Origin of the sequence: Chroogloeocystis siderophila 5.2 s.c.1, assembly GCF_001904655.1 — a bacterium.
Classification (GTDB): domain Bacteria; phylum Cyanobacteriota; class Cyanobacteriia; order Cyanobacteriales; family Chroococcidiopsidaceae; genus Chroogloeocystis; species Chroogloeocystis siderophila.
The window spans coordinates 1-18,567 of the sequence record NZ_MRCC01000017.1; the positions used below are offsets into that span (position 1 = coordinate 1).

Here is an 18,567-nt window from a genome sequence, read left to right on the forward strand (position 1 = left end):
CTCCTCTGTCTCACCTACTTGTGCCATACAACCAGTGACTTTTGCAAGAAGTCTACTGTTTCTCACTCAAGCAGATATTGGTTTTAAAGCAGAGACTATGGAAATTGTGGATCGTCAAGCAAAAAACCGTTTTGGAGTACTAGCGTACATTCTTGCTAGTGCTAAGCAGTTGCAACATATGGAGTGGTTTACAACTACAGTAGAGACAGAAAACGAAACGTTAAATTTGAAAGCAACAGCAGTAACAATCGCTAATGCTGTTCCTCCTACCTCACCTTTAGCACAAGGAACAGAAGGTGTAACAGCAGATGATGGATTATTAGATATTACAATCACTACGCCTCAAAGTCGGCTCAATATGGTGACAGCAGCGTATCAGTTGTTACGTTCTAGTTTAAATAAAACTGCTGTTCAACATAAGGATGTCATCTCGTTAAGAGCAAAATCTGTAAAAGCGATCGCCAACCCTCAACAAAAAGTTGCTCTTGATGGTAGTTTAGAAGGCAATACACCTGTAGAGATTGAGTGTATCCCAGCAAGCTTAAATATTGTGGTGCCAAAATAGCTAGACTTCTAGCTTAAACAAAATATGCTTGCATGGATCGAGTTGATTAAACCGAAATTTTTGACTTGTAACTATATTCATTTGACAAGTTTCAATCATCTCATGCCAGTTTTGTTCTGTTAAAAACTGATACGGAAGATGTATGTCGTAAGGTTTGTTACCAATAAAATCAGCAAGTTTTAAGCTTGTAAAATCTTTAGAAGTATTCCAATAGTGATCTTTGATTAAAACGTATTTATTGGCAACGCGTTTTGCTTCTTGAATTACTTGTAAAGCTTCTTCCGTATGATGAAGTACATCAATAATCAAAACACAATCAAAAGAGTTATCTGGAAACGGTAAATGATGACCATTGTATCGGATAACTGGGATATGCGTTTCTGATTGGAGATGAACGTCACATCCCATAAAATTGGTATCTACATCTTGGCTTGCTAGCTTGTTCTGTAATAAAGCAGCTAATTTTCCATCTGATGCACCTAAATCTAGTACGGATTTACTATTTTTGAGATGAGGGGCAAGAATCCGAGTTAAATATCTACGCCTGAGAGGAAACAAGATAGCTTCATTGAGCAATTTTAGAGTAGAAGTAGAGACAAGCTTGAGGGCAGAAATCGAAAGACTTTCGTAGGTTTTATCAGAAAGAAACATGAAATTCTCTAAGTTAATTGACGCGACAATTTTTGAGTGTAACAAGAAAATACTGACAATCTCGCGACTATCAATAAAAAACTTAATCGCTCTAATTTCATCTCAATTAACTTTTTAAATCATCTTTCTATAGATAGAAAAACAAACATACTAAACCTATGTCTAAAAATGAGGAATATCTGTTAGATGCTTAAAGTTATCCAATGATTTTCAGTGATTAAGTAAATGATTTTCTAATTAAGAGTTATTTTATGTTTTTAGTTAAAATAAGGTAAATAACGGAGAATTAAGACAACCAAAAATGAATGCTGATTCATTCGCTTATTGACGCTCACAAATCTAACTACGCCAATGAAGTGTCTGCGCTTTAATTGGGTTAACAAAAGGACGTCCCTGCATTTGAGAACGTGCAAATTCTGCTTTTAATCTGTAATACCAACGAGATTGAGCATCGGCATCTCCAACTAAAGTTAAGGGTGGATCGTGTTGCAAGCCCATTTGTTGTTTAATCAAAATTTCTCGATCTTGATTGAGAAAACTGCGAGTAAACGATAGCAACAATGGTTTGAGAAGAGGAAACCACGCTAAAGTTGTATAAAAAATAGTTGTTTCCTCAGTTTCAGTGTCTGAAATCGGAGTAATTGCGGTTAAGTTGCAAACCTTATGCTTTTCAGTAGTTACTTGCTCAATCCGAATTCCTGGTAGCTGAAATGAAATTTCGATATGGGGATTGCGCCCAACCAAGCGATAGAAAAAAGTTTGTTGTTCTAGTGGATGCCGTTGCATAGTAAAACCATACAACGATGGCTCAAAGGATTTAATTACTTCATTGAGTATTTGAGGCGATCGCCACCACCACGCCTGATGAACAAAAGCAATATGTGCAGGGTCGATTAACCCCACTACAGCATGATCGACATCACAAGGAAAACGGATTGTCTCGACAGCTTGGTAAGATTGATTTTCAAAACCAGGAACTTGGGGAACTGATTCTTGAGGCTGGGAGTCACTATCTGACATATAAATCCAGATATTTCCTTGCACCTCGCACGTTGGATAACTTTTGGTTTCGTCTCGTTTTGCACAGACTATACCTGAACAATCTCGACTAAAAACGATTGGCTCACTTAAGAGAGTTTTGGAAAGTGTTTGTCCAAGCTTAAGCTGCTCACCTGGTAGGGCATAATACCAAGTATTTCTTAAAAACAAAGGTGTTGTCGTCATTTGATAATTGCTAAGTAGGTGAGCACAATTTGTCAGGTAACGGGTAATGGTTAACGGGTAAGCATTTAGCGCTAAGTAATTAGCATTTAACAACCAAACAAAAGCTAATCGCTAATAGTTACTAACCCTGAAGTTATGCTAATTTTTACCGACTTACTCAGGATTTACTTTATTGAGCTAGTAGCGAATTCATGTGCGATATGGCTAGCTTGTCACTGGAGGTAGAGCAATTGGACTCAACTCTAAATCAGGATGATCTGCGATTATTTGCTCTAAATTCCACTGATTTTTAAACAACAGCACAGGGCGATTCCAACGGTCTTTTGCTACAAAGGTATTAAACAAGCGACCTACTTTCTCTAAGGCTTCCCAACCATCCGTAACCCATTGCGCCACTGAGTACGGCAAAATTTCTAGGCGAGTTTCCACACTATACTCATTCAGCAACCGAAACTGTACGACCTCAAACTGAAGTTGTCCAATTGCTGCCAAAATTGGATCGCGCTTACTCTCATCAGTTGAGTTAAGAATTTGAATCGCGCCTTCTTCTTGCAATTCAGATACGCCTTTATTGAAGTTTTTATATTTTGTTGGATCGGCGTTTTTGAGGAAAGCAAACATTTCTGGTGAGAAGGAAGGAATATCAGGATACCTTACTCTTTCTCCTACACAAACAGTATCGCTGATCGCAAAACTACCAGGGTTATTCAAACCCACAACATCTCCAGCATAAGCAACTTCAACGGTTTCTCGGTCTTGAGCAAATAGCTTTTGCGGATGTGATAGACGAATAGTCTTACCCGTACGGGCATGAGTCACTACCATGTCTTTTTCAAACTTACCAGAACACACCCGTAAAAAGGCGACGCGATCGCGGTGTTTGGGATCCATGTTTGCCTGTAACTTAAAGACAAATCCCGAAAATTCTGGATATGTAGGCGGAATTTCACCTTGATTACTTTCATGGGCAGTCGGTTCCAGGGCATAATCTAAAAATGCTTCCAAAAACAACTCCACACCAAAGTTATTCATGGCACTACCAAAAAATACAGGTGTCAGCTTACCTTGATGAATTGCTTCTATATCCAATTCGGAACCAATACCATCGAGTAGTTCCAAATCTTCTTTGAGTTGATGATACAACTCTGGTTCCAGTAATGATTCAAGACGAGGATCTCCCAGAGAAATTACGGTATCAGCAGCTTTTTTACTACCGTGTGCGGCTGTTTTCTGAAATAAATGAATGCGCTGTTGACGCCGATCAAAGACACCTCGAAATTGATCGCCTGTGCCAATGGACCAGTTGACGACGTAAGTAGTTAACCCTAATTCTTGCTCAATTTCATCAATAAGTTCTAGTGGAGTTAAGCTAGGGCGATCAAGCTTGTTAATGAAGGTGAAAATAGGCAGTTGACGCATTCGACACACTTCAAACAGCTTGCGTGTCTGCGTTTCTAAACCTTTTGCCGCATCAATGAGCATGACAGCATTATCCGCAGCGGCGAGGGTGCGATAAGTATCTTCACTGAAATCTTGGTGTCCTGGAGTATCCAACAAATTTAGTAAATGTTCTCGATACTCAAACTGCAACACAGTGGATGTGATAGAGATTCCCCGTTGTTGCTCCATCGCCATCCAGTCAGATGTGGCACTACGCTGTGCCTTTTTTGCTTTAACGGCTCCCGCTTCTTGGATAGCACCACCATATAACAAAAGTTTCTCAGTGAGAGTCGTTTTACCTGCGTCTGGGTGAGAAATAATAGCAAAATTGCGACGACGGCTGACTTCCCAAACGAGTTGCTCAGAAAGTAAATTGTTCTGCACCTGTGCAGGTTGCACCTTTAATTTCATAATCTTGATTTCTAATATTGCTGTACTTAGTAGTCACAACACTCAGGACTATCTGTGAATTGATTCAGAAGCTTAAAAAACATTGGAGTGAGAGCAATTCTGAAGAGATTCGGTACAGCAATCTTACGGTGGGCACTGACCGCCGATAGGAATAATATATTGGCGAATTGTAGAGGAACAGTAGCTCACAGTTTAGAACAAATTTGTAGTACCATCTCTACTAATAACAGCATTTGCGACAATTGACAACCGTAAAATGACTTTAAGCCAAATCAATGAGGTCGAGAAGTCATAACTTAGAAATGTACGCTACTGCAATACTCTTAATCCCGATCGCGGTATAAATACGTGAATTGCAGCGTCAAATCATTGATTGTGACGCTGCACAAAAAATTAAACATCAAGTATTTGGTTAAGAAATAGAAAAAGGCTTATTGGTTTCATCATAGTGATAGCTTTGCTTTTCTCGCACAATCGCCAACCCTTCTTGAAGTGCAGTCAGGCGATCGCCCATCCAGTACTGTCCTGGAATTAAACCAACAATACCCATCTTCTCCAAGCGCCGTTTGACTTTTCCTGTTGCTCCAACAACTATCACTTCTCGTCCTTGATCGAGTGCTTCTTGAATCGCATTTTCAATTGCCAAAGAAGAAGTGACACCAAGGATAGGAACTTCAGCTAAATCGACAATTAAAACATCATAATTGGCGATCGCACTATGTTCTCGTGCAATAGCTTTAGCAACACCAAAAATCATCGGTCCACTCAGATGGAACAGTAACACGCGCCCATTAGCTAAATCCAAAAGTTGCTTTTCTTCAGCAGTGAGGACAATTTGATCGTCAGCGTCAGTAATCGCTTTTACCGAATTGGATTGCAGTTGGTCGAGGCGCTCAATCGTCAAGATATTAGCAATAAATACCCCAACAGCTACAGCTACCATCAAATCAACAAATACTGTGAGCAATACCACACTATAGACAATTCCGGCTGCCTTCCAAGAGATTTTATGAACCCGCTTGAGAAAGCCCCAATCGATAATGTTAATTCCTACTTTCAAGACAATTCCAGCTAAGACTGCTAAGGGAATACCAGATGTTAAGGGAGCTGCCCACAAAACCACAATTAAAAGCACTAAAGCTCGGCTAATACCTGATAATGCAGTACGCCCACCAGCTTGAATATTAACTACAGTCGCCGTGGTTGCTCCAGAACCAGCAATTCCACCACATAAACCTGTAATTAAATTAGCAACTCCTTGACCAATAAGTTCCTTATTAGATTTGTGTTCAGTGCGGGTAAGACTGTCAGATACTAGACACGTTAAGAGGCAATCAATCGAACCTACCATGCCCAATATAACTGCATTTACAAACATTAACCGCAAATTTTCAGGGCTAAATGTGGGAATTTGTAGTTGAGGTAAGCCTGGGGTAATTTCTCCAATTGTGGCAATAGTGCGAATTTCAACACCACTCAAGAAGATCAAAGAAATTGCTGTACCAATTATTAAAGCAACGAGTTGCGGCGGAACAACTTTTTTAAGTTGAGCAGGGTAAAAGAACAGAATTGCTAAAGTTATTACCCCTAACATAGTTTCCCAAGGATTAATATTAGTTATCAGAGTTGGTAAGTTCTGAATAACGCCAATCACTCCACCCTTGGGTGTTTCTTGTCCGAGAAAAGGTGCAATTTGAATAAAGATCAGAATTACACCAATTCCTGTCATAAATCCAGAAATTACGTTATAGGGCAACATCGTAATATACCGCCCCAATCGCAATACTCCAAAGATGATTTGAAACACTCCTCCCATCATGATGACAGTAAATGCCATTGCCAGACCATTTTCAGGATTATTAGCTGTTAATCCGGCAATGACTGCGGTAACAATTACCGTCATTGGACCCGTTGGCTCAGAAATTAGACTAGGTGTACCACCGAACAAAGCAGCAAAAAAGCCGACTAATATTGCACCCCACAAACCAGCAGAAGCACCTGCACCCGAAGCAATACCAAAAGCTAATGCCATTGGTAAAGCAACAACCGCCGCCGTTAATCCTCCTAGAAGATCTCCTTGTAAGTTACGGAAATGAATTTGATTTGTTACTTGCATGAAAGGTTTTCCTTCATTGAAAAATCGAGTTGGATACAGATAAATTGAGTTAACGAAATAGCAATATAGGAATGCTGCTACTTTGCAATATTTGAGTCGTGGTACTACCGATCGCTAGATGCCGAATGCGGCTATGTCCATAAGCTCCCATCAACAAAAGGCTAATATTTTGTTGAGTAATATAGTTAGCGATCGCTTTTTCAGGTTCTCCTGTTAAAACGTGACAAACAGGCTTATATGCTGCATTTTGCAACCATTCTTGGGCTTCCCTAATTCTGGCGATCACTATTGGTTCAGAGCTATTTTTAACTACCATGAGTAGATGTATCTCTAAACGCTGAAAGCTAGGAAAATCTCCTAAAAATTGCAGTATCGTCTTGCTACTTGAACTTCCATCGTAAGCAACTAAGATGCGAGCGATCGGTTGAAATTTAAGAGGAGTAATTAAGCAGGGCTTACGACTGCTACGAATAACTTGATCTACATTTGCCCCTATTCCAGGCGCAGATGCTGATTCTCCTTGTTTGCCTGACACAATCAAATCTGAATTATCTTCAAATTCATCAAGAAAATCTCCTAAAAATCCTGTTTTATGAATCAAATTAAATTCTTCTACGCCCTCATTTTTGAGGGTTTTATCAGCATTTTGTAAAATCAATTTTGATCATTGATTGTTCAGCTTGGCTTTTTCATGTTCTAAGTTCACTAATTCGTTAAGTAATTGCTCTGAAGCACCAAGTCCAATACTACCGCTTAAATTGCCAGTAGAAGTGACTTTTTGAGTGCGAATATCTGTTACAGATAAAACATTTATGTGGGCATTAAATTGAATAGCAAACCAAGCTCCATATCGATAAACGCCTTCAGCAAAAGCAGAGCCATCAGTACACAGTAAAATATTTTTCAGAGTAGTTTTAGCTGCTAATCAGCAAAGAATTAAAAGGCAAATATCCTACTGTTTCAGAGCATTGAATTTTTGATGAATTGCCAATTTATTAAGCAAGGTAGCACTAGCTTCATTCAATCCAATTAGCTCTACTTCTGCTCCATTACGGCGAAATTTAAGTGCTGCTTTATCAAGTACCTCAACTGCTCCTTGATCCCACAAATGAGCATAAGTTAAATCAATAGTGACGCGATCGACTAGTTCTGTAAAATCAAAAGATTCTAGAAACTCATCTCTCGATAAAAAGAAAATTTGTCCGGTAACTTTGTAGATGCGATGCGAGCCATCGTTACTCAGCACTTTATCTACAATTACCAACTGAGCAATCTTGCGCGAGAAGAATACTGTACTCATAACAATACCTGTCACGACACCCAGAGCAAAATTACGAGTAAAAATTGTGACTAACATCGTCGTCAACATCACAGCCGTTTCGCTGCGGGGAATGCGCGGGATATTTTTAAAAGATGACCAGCGAAATGTACCAATTGATACCATGATCATGACGGCTACTAGCGTCGCCATTGGCATTTGCTTAACCCAATCTTGCAAAAACAAAATGGCAAACAACAGAAAAACGCCGGATGCAAGAGTTGACAGTCTTCCGCGTCCCCCAGACTGCACATTGATCACCGATTGACCAATCATGCCACATCCAGCCATCCCCCCAAAAAATGCCGTCACGATATTAGCAATGCCTTGTCCTCTGGCTTCTTGGTTTTTATTACTGGGGGTATCAGTGAGTTCGTCTACTAAAGAGGCGGTTAAGAACGAAGCTAATAAACCAACGATCGCCAAAGTCAAAGAATATGGCAGGATAATCCTTAATGTGTCTAAAGTTAACGGAACTTGCGGTAGAGCAAACAAGGGTAGAGTAGTGGGCAACTCTCCCATATCTCCAACAGTGGGAACATCTAGTTTTAAAGCGATCGCAGCTAAAGTCATCACTGCTAAAGCGACAAGGGGAGAGGGAATTGCTTTAGTAAAGCGCGGTAGAATATAAATAATCGCTAGCGACAGAATAGCTAATACATATACAGTTGGCGGCACATTTGTCAGTTGGGGCAACTGCGCGAGAAAAATTAATACTGCTAGTGCATTGATGTAGCCAATCATCACCGCTCTGGGAATATACCGCATTTGGCGACCCAGCTTTAGCACCCCAAACACAACTTGCAAGGCTCCTGTTAACAAGGTAGCGGCGAATAAATACTGCAAACCATGATCTCGCACCAAATCAATCATCAGCAGCGCCATAGCTCCTGTAGCCGCAGAAATCGAGCCAGGTCTACCGCCTAAAAACGCTGTCATGACTGCAATAATGAATGATGCATAAAGTCCAACTTTGGGATCAACTCCAGCAATAATCGAAAAGGCGATCGCTTCCGGAATTAGGGCAAGCCCTACGACTGTTCCTGCCATAATGTCTTGTCGAGTGTTAAAAAACCACTCTCGCCTCAGAAGTGTTCCGTTCAAGTTTCCTCCTAACGTCTTTCATTGAATAAACATTGAATAAACATTGCCAGTACAAATTTGCACCTCAAAGAACCCACGAATTAGCAAGTGAGGCAACTGAAATAAGTTATGTTGTGACATCAGATAGTAGCTTTACGCACGCAAGCAGAAATCACGCCGACGTGGAGGTATTTATATCTTTGGATGCGATCGCACCGAATTAAAGCTATTCAGCTTGGCTTCCTGATAATCAGCTTTAAAGATTTTTCATCGTTGCAAAGCTCAAACCCCACATTAAGGTGGACAATTCCAACTGTTTGAAGCTACCGAAGAGATTGATACCTGCAACATTATCTAAACCCGCTTACTGGTAAACGATGACTAAAGTCTGCGTATGTGGTGTAAGCGTATCATAACTCTGTAACAATCTGCAATAAAATTTAAGAATGCATTACCAAAAATTGTCAATCTGCTGAAATGGAATAATAAAGTGAGTGGTATTACTTCTATAAAGATGCAAAACTTAGACCGTTTTCCTCAAAGTAAAGTTATTTCTAAAAATTGGCAAATCAGTAAACTCCCAGGATTAAACGCGCAAGAACAAGCACAACTTGCACAACTCGGTGTCTCTACAACACTGCAACTATTACAACAATGTCAAACTACTACTCAACGACAAGCATTAGCAACACAGCTACGCGTAAGAGTTGAAACTGTCAACAAATGGGTAGCTTTAGCAAATTTAGCGCGAATTCCTAGTGTTGGCTGTCAATATTGTGGAGTATTACTGCACATAGGAATTATCTCAGTTGCCCAACTCGCGCAAACTCCACTGCATCAGTTACATCAACAAGTTTTGCGATTGCAAGTTACCACAACTCAACGTCGCGATTTGTGTCCTTCTCGAAGTGAAATGCAAGTATGGATTAACCAAGCGCGATCGCTTGCCTCGCATTTGTAATACAGTTATATTTATATTTGTAGTACAACGAGTACATTGTCATGACGTCTCAGTTTGAATATGACATCATCTCTAACGCTGAAGACGAGCAAAGACTAGGAAAAATCTTACAGCAGTGCTTCAACTCTCCACCCGACAGCATCAAAACTTACCTTCAACGTGTTGGTAGAGAAAACTTCCGCAGCATCCGTCATTCAAACCAAATTATTGGTGGTTTAGTGATTCTTCCCCAAGGACAATGGTTTGGGGCTGAGTGTGTCCCCATGGGAGGAATTCAAGCAGTGGGTATAGCCCCAGAATATCGCGGTTCTGGTGCAGCATTAGAATTAATGCAACAAACTGTCAAAGAACTCTATGCGCAGGGTATAGCAATTTCTACGCTGTATCCTGCAACGCAACGATTGTATCGCCAAGCCGGATACGAACAAGGTGGAAGCCTTTGCACTTGGGAAATGCCAACACAGAGTATTATGATGCGCGATCGCACACTACCAATGCAAGCTGTCGCCCTTGATTGTCATAAATTCTATAATCTTCATCAGCAACAAGCAAAATCAACAAATGGTTATTTGCAAAGTCATCAATCGATTTGGCAAGAGATCGTTGAATTATCTACTTATGCTTATCTGATTGGCGATCGACCTGAAGGTTATCTACTGTTTAAACAACAGGAAGTTAATAATAGCAGTTGTCTTGTAATCCGCGATCTTGTCTTGCTTACTGCAGGCGCAGTGCAGCGTTTCTGGACATTTATTAGCGATCACCGTTCGCAAGTTGAAAAAGTACGATGGAGGGCTTCTCCTAACAATTTCTTAACGCTAGTTTTGCCGGAACAAACTGCTAAATTAGCAAACTTAGAGCATTGGATGGTGCGAATCGTAGATGTTATGAAAGCTTTAGAGAAACGTGGTTATCCACAAGAATTAATCACCGAATTACATTTGGAAGTTCGTGATGACTTGATTGTAGAAAATAACGACAAATTCATTTTAAAAGTAGCACAAGGACGCGGTGAAGTAGTACGAGGAGGAAAAGGAGAATTAAAGCTTGATGTCAGAGGATTATCTCCCCTATACACAGGATTATTTACACCACAGCAATTGCAACTTGTAGGATGGTTAGAAGCTACAGAAACAGCTTTATCAATAGCAACACAGATTTTTGTTAGTTCTTCACCTTGGATGTCAGACTTCTTTTGATTAGAAATGAACTACAGTGCAGAAATAGTGAAAGATTACGGGTTATCTAATAAAGTGGCTTTAGTGACGGGAGTGAGTCGCATTCAAGGAATTGGCTTTGCGATCGCTCGTGCTTTAGCTGAAGCTGGGGCGAATGTTTTTACAACTTATTATCGTCCGTATGATGCTTTGATGCCTTGGGGAAGCCGCGATCAAGAAGCAGAAGAAATTATTACCATGCTGCAATCTTATCAAGTAAAAGCTGCTGGATTGGAAGCGAATCTTGCTGAATCAGAGATACCAAAACAATTATTTGAACAAGTAGAAAATTTACTGGGTTCGGTGGATATTTTGGTGAACAATGCAGCATACGATGAACAAGTTGATATCTACTCGCTATCTGCTGATTTACTTGATACACACTATGCAGTCAATGTACGGGGAACTACACTGTTGTGTCAAGAATTCGCACAGCGTCACGATGGACGGTTAGGGGGAAGAATCATTAATCTGACTTCTGGTCAGAGTTTAGCACCAATGCCAGAGAACCTCCCTTATGCAATTACGAAAGGCGCAATCGAGGCACTAACTATCAGTTTAAGCGCTAGCTTGGCAGAGAAAAATATTACGGTTAATGCAGTCGATCCTGGTGCAACAGATACGGATTGGATGAGTGCAGAATTTCGGAATCAACTTGCAATAAAATCGCCCTTTGGTCGTGTTGGTACACCAGAAGATGCAGCACGCGTTATTCTGTTTCTAGCTTCCGCGCAAGCACAATGGATTACCGGACAAATTATTCGTTCAAGGGGTGGATTGTAATACTACTGTATTTGTTGCAAAAACTTTAATGTATGGGTGAAAGCACAATGACTTTCAGTCAATAGACACAATCAATCTCCTTTTAGAAAGTTGAGGTCATCAAACGATGACTCATGAAGGCGTGTATAGAGGCATTGTGATATGAGTATGACTGGACTGTCTGTGTCTGATACAACTACACAAGAAACCAACATTTGACTTAATGATGTTGCTCAAGAGTATGGATTAGACGACAAACATTTAGTTTTTCAAGGACTTCGGATGACATTGCAGGTGTTGCGCGATCGCCTCATCCTGCTTGAAGCTAACCACTTGGGTGCTCAACTGCCCATTTTATTGATGAGTAGTTTCTATTACGAAAACTGGCGTCCTTCTACTAGCCCTAGTCAAGAAAGGAAGAAAGATGAATTTTTTAATAGCATCCGCAATCGACTGCAAAACGTAAATGCTAACATGGATATTGAGGGGATGGCGGGAGAAATCGAAGTCATGACTGGTATTTTACCTTCTGGCCTAAAAAAATTATGCTTTGAATCAGTAAGAGCATAGACTAAGAAACAAGCTTTCTCTTGAGCAGTCATGATGGAGATCTGATGCAGATTTAAAAACAATACTTCTAGCTTAATACCAATTCTCTATGAGCCTGCATAGAATAAAGCTTGGTGAAAGAGCGCTTCAAGGATGAAATCATAACTTGTCAAAGAGGATACTAACTCAGAAGATAATTGAGCTAATTCATCTTAGATATGTTGACGCAATTGTCTCCTTTTAGACAATGTTTTTTAGTTTCGAGAAGGAGCGATAATACTTTAAAAAACACACTTGCAGATCTCCGAGTTCTATCTTAGGCAAAGTTATTTTACGGTCTCTGCACTAGAAAAATAAATGATTATCATTTTTATTTCTCTCTTAACTTTATTGCAGCTTCAAAATTCCAAAGCCTTGTATTACTGAGGTTTTAGGGTGCTTGTCACCCCAAAACCGCGACCTGTCTGGAATCAGCTGCCCATCAGCGCCTGGGCGAGTCCGATGTAGAGCGGTATTCCCAAGGCAATCGCAACCGGCGTGCCGATGGCTGTGGACGCGCCTATGTAGGCGGAGGGATTGGCTGACGGGATACCGGCTCGTAAAGTGGGCGGTCCTGAGATGTCTGAACTGGAAGCCGCAATGATGGCTAGGAGGGCGACGCCGCCAGGGCTGAACCCCGTTGCGTAGTGGGCAATCATGCCGAGACCGAACGCTATGAACCCATGCAGCAGCGGCGCTACCAGGGCATACAAGGCGTACCACTGAGCCACCTTGCGTAGCTCACCAAGCCTTGCCCAGGCTTCCATACCCATTACCAGCATCAGTATCGAAAGCAGTCCGCGGAAGAGGGGCTCGTAGAAGCTTTCAAAGACACTTTCCGGTCGGGTTATCAGACCTAGAGCAAGACCGAGCAGCAGTGCTGATAGGGCAGATCCCTGGAGGCTTTCTTTCACGATTGGCCATATTTTGACCCGCTTGCCTGCAGTACCGCGCTGTTCGCGGGGATACCCGCTTGCGGTAATGCGCTGCTTGCTGAGATACTCCTGCCTGCTGGTGGGATACTCCAGCTTGCTGAAAGATGCGTCTGCGGTACTGAAAGATGCGCCTGCGGTACTGAAAGATGCGCCTGCGGTACTGAAAGATGTGTCTGCGGTACTGAAAGATGTGTCTGCGGTATCGCGCTGCTGACTGAGATGCTCCCGCTTGCTAGTATAAATGCTGGCTACAACGATCGCAGTCACGAGTGCTGGGATGTCCATGAAGGGATAGAGTGCGCCGGTCCAGGCTTCGTATTGAATGCCTTGCGCTTCCAGTACCGTTATGCCAGCGGCGAGGGTAGAGCCACTCACGGCACCGAATAAGCCTGCAGTCGCAACGGCATCCACGGTTCTGACTTTCGGCAGCTTGGCCAGCGTGTAGCGCCCGATGAACACGATAAGGATTCCCATTACCACGGCGAACAGCGCGGGCAACAGCATCTCCGCCAAATTGGCACTGCGGATCGCAATACCGCCGCCCAGACCGACTTTGATGAGCAGCATGAAGACGATAAACTTATAGATCGCATCTGGAATTTGCAGTTGGCTACCGAGGGCGGCAAGGACTATACCTCCAATTAGAAAGCTGAGCGTCGGGGACTGAAACTGCGCCCCAAATTTCGCCAAGAAATCGAGCAAGAAATCCACCAATACCTCCTTTCGTCTCCTCTAACGAAGAGCGATTATTGTGATAAGTGAGTTTTGAAAAGTAAGGTGAAGCACTTCACCCCTATAGCACAGGTGTTACGCGAGAACCTGTCAACAGGTGTTCAGAGATGGTTGCTCTCCGAACGGAGCCGGAAGGTGATAGCTATCCTGCACTACTCTGCATAGATCTTGATCTATCAATATCTGAGCCTTAATGTGTTTAAGTCTATCCCGAAATGCACAAATTTTTGCGCTCTCTAACATGGATTTGAAACGCAATATCAAATTCAAATTATAAGTTTTTCTTTATGTTTGGCGATATCCGCTGCTGGTTAATGTGAATTGCGATCGCATTTTCTTAATGCAGACATGCCCTTTACCACCGATCAAGAAGATCCAACCATGGGAGGGTTCTAAAGCACAGAGCAAGCGGCGATTACTGCCATACACCTGCACCATCCACCCCTCATCTGTATCCAACTTTAATTGTGGCTGCCTCGATTCAAACTTATTCATGGTTTTCGCTCCATGCTGGTTGTATGTATCGCTTACAGGCTGCTTGCCTGTAGTCTCACGGAACACCTGTCGAAAATTCACCTGTGTGATGTGTGTAGCAGCTTCAGAACAGTGGTTGTGTCTTTGAGCTGCTTTCGCTGAATTTATAGATATAAGCCTATATTTCAAGCACATACCATATTTCTAAGTTTATGCAATACCTGACTAACAAGCAGCATTTTTTATAAAATATTGCTTCAAATTTGCCGAAACTATTGATAACTGAAACTTATAGTTTGAACCTGCGCGGCTATACCGCACCTGATTTCTATGAATTCTGCATGACCAGCTCGTCGATTGCCACACATTAGTTCGCATATGGGAGGAATCACTCTGAGTGACATCTGTTTGATGGTGCGTTGCTTTAGCTTGCTCAATAAGGTGGCGCTCATCTGCGATCAGCAGTGCTTCTCCTGTTGACCGATCGATGGTATGATGCTAATGTGCTCGCTATGGCAGCGCGCTATTACGCAATGTGTATACGAACGCGATGGTACTCCTTTCGTCGATTCAGATTAGCGTGATAGTAAACGGTGCCGTCATTTTACTGAGTTTCTGTGTAGTTAAATGACTACATGCGCCAAGAGGTACCCCACATGACCCAGCAAGCCAGCAAGCTCGTCATCGTCACGGAAAAGTTGCTGCTCAAACAGATCGCCAAGATTATCGATGAAGTTGGGGCTACCGGTTATACGGTAGTGCCCGCTGGCGGTAAAGGCAGTCGCAACGAGCGCACGTCGGGACAACCCATCGTTTCCGACACCTACTCGAATATAAAGATCGAAGTGCTCACCGCCAATCGAGATATAGCCCTGAAGATTGCTGATGAGATCGCAGTGAAGTTTTTCGACGATTATTCGGGCATCGCCTATCTGTGTGAAGCGGAGGTACTGCACGCGCACCAGTTCTGACTCAAAACTCTGTCTTCCACGGTCAATGGTCTCATCATGAGAACGTCACCACTTTCGAGAATTCAATTTGAGAGTTTCGGGTCTGCTGATAGTGCTTCAGGGCATAGGCTTACGGGGAACATTGTGCTTGTCACCGACAAATGAACACATTAACCATCGCTCAAACACTTCCGTCACTCGTGCAATTGCTGCTAATTCCACAAACTGCCGCCCGCAAACTTGGCAACGAAATCGAGGTTTGTGATAGTGTGTCCGTATTTGATGATTTGCGTTGATTGGCACTGGTGACAGTTCATTGCCATGCCTGAAATTACTGAGTATGATCACTTATCACCTTACCATTGCTATGCGTAACTACCGAAACGCCGAACTTTATTGCTGCTTGACCTGATTCAAATAAAAATGCTGAAAATTTCGGTAGTGATTTTGATGAAACGCGACCAGAATCGTGATGATTTTGCTCAAGCATCAGCTTATTCCTCCCTGCTTTAACAGCTGTTTACGCCATTGCGCTTCAAATACTTGACACAAATCATCTACATGACAGAACAATACCTTTAAACTAAACATAAAGTAGTTTGCTGAATTCGTCGTTATTTTCAGCTTACTACTTATCCCGAACTCAGGTTCAGTACGCCCATTGATAAGGCAAAAAAAATTTAATATGTAAATAATACCACCTCATAATTCATACCTGTGCGCCTCTTTTAACTTTACAAGCCGCCTTTAGCCGAACACGACTTACCATGTCACCACTTGCTCAAAAACTCTGGCGCGATCTCTTGCATTGGCGAGGACAAGCGATCGCGATCATACTGGTTGTTGCGTGTGGTATTGCTAGCTTTGTTTCGATGTTAAGTGCATATCATTCATTGCAACTATCGCAAGCGACATATTATGAGCAATATCGCTTTGCAGATATATTCGTACAACTGAAGCGTGCGCCTGAGTCATTTGTTAATCAAATTGCTGCTATTTCAGGGGTAGCACAATTACAAACACGAGTTGTGATGGATGTCACACTCGATATTCCACAACGCGATGAACCAGCGATCGGACGGTTGATATCAATTCCTGAACAGCCGAGTGTCATGCTAAACGATCTTTATTTGCGTCAAGGGCGATACATTCAAGCAGGGCGTAACCATGAAGTATTAGTCAGTGAAGCCTTTGTTAACGCCAATCAACTGCAATTAGGAGATATGCTAGGAGCCGTTATTAATGGGCGCTGGCAATCTTTGCAGATTGTTGGTATTGCGCTTTCGCCTGAATATATTTATGAAATTCGTGGTGCAGGAAATTTGTTTCCAGACAACGAGCGGTTTGGCGTGTTATGGATAGGACGCGAGGCGTTAGCTACTGCATTTAACATGGATGGTGCATTTAATGATCTTACTCTGTCGCTGATGCCCCAAGCAAGTCAAGCTGATATCATTTCTCAACTCGATCGCTTGCTAGCACCTTATGGTGGTTTAGGAGCTTACGGAAGAGAAGATCAAATTTCGCATCGAGTTTTATCCGATGAAATTACGCAACTACAAGGAACAGCTACAGTAGTACCGATTGTCTTTTTAGGAATTGCAGCATTTCTGTTGCATATCTCACTATCACGACTGGTGAGTACCCAGCGCGAACAAATTGCAGTACTCAAAGCTTTTGGGTATAGCAATAACACAATCGGTATGCATTACTTCAAATTTGTGCTGGCGATTGTCTTGGTGGGAGCAATATTTGGAACAGGAATTGGGGTATGGTTCGGCAATGCTGTGACACATACTTATGCTCAGTTTTACGCTTTTCCTGTGTTGCGCTACGAAGCCAGAATCGAATTGATTATTGCAGCAATTGTCATCAGTGGAGGAGCAGCACTATTTGGGGCTTTTATTGCTGTGCGACGTGCTGTATTGTTACCACCTGCTGAAGCCATGCGCCCAGAACCACCTGCGGTATTTCGCCTGACATTGATCGAACGGATGGGACTGCATACTTGGCTATCGCCTGTAGGACGCATGATTGCGCGAAATATTGAGCGTAAACCCGTACAAGCATTTTTTGCAGCCTTAGGAATTGCGCTTGCGATTGCGATGCTTGTGGTGGGACGTTACTTGATTGATGCTGTTGAATACATGATTGATGTGCAGTTTCGTCAGGTGCAGCGTGAGGATATCACAATCGTATTCAACAATCCTCGTCCGGCTCGCGTCCGTTACGAAGTCAATCGTTTACCTGGTGTTTTGTCCTCCGAACCTTTTCGCAGTGTAGCAGCCCGCTTACGCTTTGAACATCGATCGCGCCGCATTGCCATCACAGGGTTAGAACCAACAGGAAAATTGCGTCGCTTAATTGATCGACAACTCAACACAGTTAATTTACCACCTAATGGTATCGTTTTAACCAAAGCCTTAGCAGATATCTTACACATTGGTTCAGGAGATCTACTCACAGTTGAAGTTTTAGAAGAAGAACGCCCGATCCGCACAGTTCCAGTTGTTGGATTCGTTGATGAGATGATTGGTGTTGCTGCTTACATGGATATTCATGCGTTAAATCGATTGATGCAAGAAGGAGGCACAATTTCAGGCGCATTTTTAGCAATTGATACCAACCAAACCAATCAATTATATACGCTATTAAAACGAACACCCGCTGTTACCGGAATTTCTATTCGTCAAGCTGCGATCGCCCAGTTTCAAGAAACAATCGCTAGCAGTAGAGCAATTTTTACTACTGTTTTGGTGATTTTCGCCTGTATTATTGCTTTTGGTGTTGTCTACAATTCAGCAAGAATTGCCCTATCAGAACGCAGTCGCGAATTAGCAACTTTACGCATTATGGGCTTTTCTCGCGCTCAAGTAACAGTGATTCTTTTGGGTGAACAAGCTGCGATTATTCTATTTGCCCTTCCTTGGGGTTTTGTGTTGGGTTATGCTTTCTCAGCATTTTTGTCTGCAGCTTTTGAGTCAGAACTGTATCGCATTCCCTTAATTATCACTAAAACAAGTTATGCTTTTGCTTTTGGTGTGATTGCGATCGCCGCGATCATTTCAGGATTCATTATTCGCCGTCAGGTAAATCGACTTGATTTAGTTGCAGTCCTTAAAACTCGTGAGTAGCAGAGG

Annotated in this window: 15 protein-coding genes and 3 pseudogenes; 7 read left to right on the plus strand and 11 right to left on the minus strand. The window is 42.2% G+C overall.

Translation table 11 applies throughout. The annotated features are described in order from the left end of the window. A pseudogene (locus NIES1031_RS18440) lies at positions 1 to 565 on the plus strand (hypothetical protein); the annotation flags it as partial. On the opposite strand, the gene NIES1031_RS18445 reads toward NIES1031_RS18440, so the two are convergent. From NIES1031_RS18445 to NIES1031_RS18470, 7 genes are all read right to left on the minus strand, one after another. Further along, entirely contained in the window at positions 566 to 1,216 is a 651-nt protein-coding gene (locus NIES1031_RS18445; protein ID WP_073550956.1) for a class I SAM-dependent methyltransferase, read from the minus strand. 339 nt (positions 1,217 to 1,555) lie between these two features. Further along, positions 1,556 to 2,440 carry a 2Fe-2S ferredoxin gene (locus tag NIES1031_RS18450; RefSeq protein WP_073550957.1) on the minus strand — a complete coding sequence of 295 codons (885 nt, stop codon included), beginning with the start codon at positions 2,438 to 2,440 and terminating at the stop codon, positions 1,556 to 1,558. 204 nt (positions 2,441 to 2,644) lie between these two features. Beyond that, a complete protein-coding gene (gene prfC / locus NIES1031_RS18455) occupies positions 2,645 to 4,291 on the minus strand; it encodes a peptide chain release factor 3 (protein WP_073550958.1) in 1,647 nt (548 codons plus the stop codon). A gap of 412 nt (positions 4,292 to 4,703) precedes the next feature. After that, the gene (gene bicA / locus NIES1031_RS18460; protein WP_073550959.1) at positions 4,704 to 6,407 is read right to left on the minus strand and encodes a bicarbonate transporter BicA; all 1,704 of its coding nucleotides are present in this window, start codon (positions 6,405 to 6,407) and stop codon (positions 4,704 to 4,706) included. A gap of 49 nt (positions 6,408 to 6,456) precedes the next feature. Then, positions 6,457 to 7,065, minus strand: coding sequence for a universal stress protein (locus NIES1031_RS18465; protein WP_236738901.1), 609 nt, complete (start codon positions 7,063 to 7,065; stop codon positions 6,457 to 6,459). A gap of 6 nt (positions 7,066 to 7,071) precedes the next feature. Next, positions 7,072 to 7,314 (minus strand): universal stress protein, encoded by a 243-nt coding sequence (locus NIES1031_RS25790; protein ID WP_330219974.1) that lies wholly within the window; start codon positions 7,312 to 7,314, stop codon positions 7,072 to 7,074. Positions 7,315 to 7,359: 45 nt separating this feature from the next. Further along, positions 7,360 to 8,829: a SulP family inorganic anion transporter gene (locus NIES1031_RS18470; protein WP_330219971.1), complete on the minus strand. Its 1,470-nt coding sequence runs from the start codon at positions 8,827 to 8,829 to the stop codon at positions 7,360 to 7,362. A 493-nt stretch (positions 8,830 to 9,322) separates the two neighbouring features. On the opposite strand from NIES1031_RS18470, the gene NIES1031_RS18475 reads away from it, so the two are divergent. The 4 genes and pseudogenes from NIES1031_RS18475 to NIES1031_RS18490 form a co-directional block, all read left to right on the plus strand. Beyond that, positions 9,323 to 9,769, plus strand: a complete 447-nt coding sequence (locus NIES1031_RS18475; RefSeq protein ID WP_073550961.1) for a DUF4332 domain-containing protein — start codon at positions 9,323 to 9,325, stop codon at positions 9,767 to 9,769. A gap of 41 nt (positions 9,770 to 9,810) precedes the next feature. After that, positions 9,811 to 10,968 carry a GNAT family N-acetyltransferase gene (locus tag NIES1031_RS18480; RefSeq protein ID WP_073550962.1) on the plus strand — a complete coding sequence of 386 codons (1,158 nt, stop codon included), beginning with the start codon at positions 9,811 to 9,813 and terminating at the stop codon, positions 10,966 to 10,968. A gap of 6 nt (positions 10,969 to 10,974) precedes the next feature. After that, positions 10,975 to 11,769 carry an SDR family oxidoreductase gene (locus tag NIES1031_RS18485; RefSeq protein ID WP_073550963.1) on the plus strand — a complete coding sequence of 265 codons (795 nt, stop codon included), beginning with the start codon at positions 10,975 to 10,977 and terminating at the stop codon, positions 11,767 to 11,769. Positions 11,770 to 11,979: 210 nt separating this feature from the next. Further along, positions 11,980 to 12,318, plus strand: a pseudogene (locus NIES1031_RS18490) (DUF2267 domain-containing protein); the annotation flags it as partial. A 449-nt stretch (positions 12,319 to 12,767) separates the two neighbouring features. On the opposite strand, the gene NIES1031_RS18495 reads toward NIES1031_RS18490, so the two are convergent. Both NIES1031_RS18495 and NIES1031_RS24485 read right to left on the minus strand, forming a co-directional pair. Beyond that, a complete protein-coding gene (locus NIES1031_RS18495; protein ID WP_073550964.1) occupies positions 12,768 to 13,982 on the minus strand; it encodes a sodium-dependent bicarbonate transport family permease in 1,215 nt (404 codons plus the stop codon). Positions 13,983 to 14,288: 306 nt separating this feature from the next. Then, positions 14,289 to 14,462, minus strand: coding sequence for a hypothetical protein (locus NIES1031_RS24485; RefSeq protein WP_178378179.1), 174 nt, complete (start codon positions 14,460 to 14,462; stop codon positions 14,289 to 14,291). A gap of 671 nt (positions 14,463 to 15,133) precedes the next feature. Between NIES1031_RS24485 and NIES1031_RS18505 the strand changes: the two genes are divergently transcribed. Further along, positions 15,134 to 15,448 (plus strand): P-II family nitrogen regulator, encoded by a 315-nt coding sequence (locus NIES1031_RS18505; protein WP_073551032.1) that lies wholly within the window; start codon positions 15,134 to 15,136, stop codon positions 15,446 to 15,448. Between the two features lie 96 nt (positions 15,449 to 15,544). On the opposite strand, the gene NIES1031_RS23955 is transcribed toward NIES1031_RS18505, so the two are convergent. Further along, complete coding sequence (locus tag NIES1031_RS23955) at positions 15,545 to 15,730, minus strand: hypothetical protein (RefSeq protein ID WP_143167813.1); 186 nt, start codon at positions 15,728 to 15,730, stop codon at positions 15,545 to 15,547. A gap of 99 nt (positions 15,731 to 15,829) precedes the next feature. Continuing rightward, positions 15,830 to 16,018: pseudogene (locus NIES1031_RS26255) on the minus strand (IS982 family transposase); the annotation flags it as partial. A 176-nt stretch (positions 16,019 to 16,194) separates the two neighbouring features. Here NIES1031_RS26255 and NIES1031_RS18510 point away from each other — a divergent pair. After that, positions 16,195 to 18,561, plus strand: coding sequence for an ABC transporter permease (locus tag NIES1031_RS18510; RefSeq protein ID WP_073550966.1), 2,367 nt, complete (start codon positions 16,195 to 16,197; stop codon positions 18,559 to 18,561). The last annotated feature ends 6 nt before the right edge of the window (positions 18,562 to 18,567 follow it).

Excerpts from the sequence above, each read along its gene's own strand:
- NIES1031_RS18445 (WP_073550956.1), bottom strand. The coding sequence starts at position 1,216 with ATGTTTCTTTCTGATAAAACCTACGAAAGTCTTTCGATTTCTGCCCTC.
- NIES1031_RS18450 (WP_073550957.1), bottom strand. The coding sequence starts at position 2,440 with ATGACGACAACACCTTTGTTTTTAAGAAATACTTGGTATTATGCCCTA.
- prfC (WP_073550958.1), bottom strand. The coding sequence starts at position 4,291 with ATGAAATTAAAGGTGCAACCTGCACAGGTGCAGAACAATTTACTTTCT.
- bicA (WP_073550959.1), bottom strand. The coding sequence starts at position 6,407 with ATGCAAGTAACAAATCAAATTCATTTCCGTAACTTACAAGGAGATCTT.
- NIES1031_RS18475 (WP_073550961.1), top strand. The coding sequence starts at position 9,323 with ATGCAAAACTTAGACCGTTTTCCTCAAAGTAAAGTTATTTCTAAAAAT.
- NIES1031_RS18480 (WP_073550962.1), top strand. The coding sequence starts at position 9,811 with ATGACGTCTCAGTTTGAATATGACATCATCTCTAACGCTGAAGACGAG.
- NIES1031_RS18485 (WP_073550963.1), top strand. The coding sequence starts at position 10,975 with ATGAACTACAGTGCAGAAATAGTGAAAGATTACGGGTTATCTAATAAA.
- NIES1031_RS18505 (WP_073551032.1), top strand. The coding sequence starts at position 15,134 with ATGACCCAGCAAGCCAGCAAGCTCGTCATCGTCACGGAAAAGTTGCTG.
- NIES1031_RS18510 (WP_073550966.1), top strand. The coding sequence starts at position 16,195 with ATGTCACCACTTGCTCAAAAACTCTGGCGCGATCTCTTGCATTGGCGA.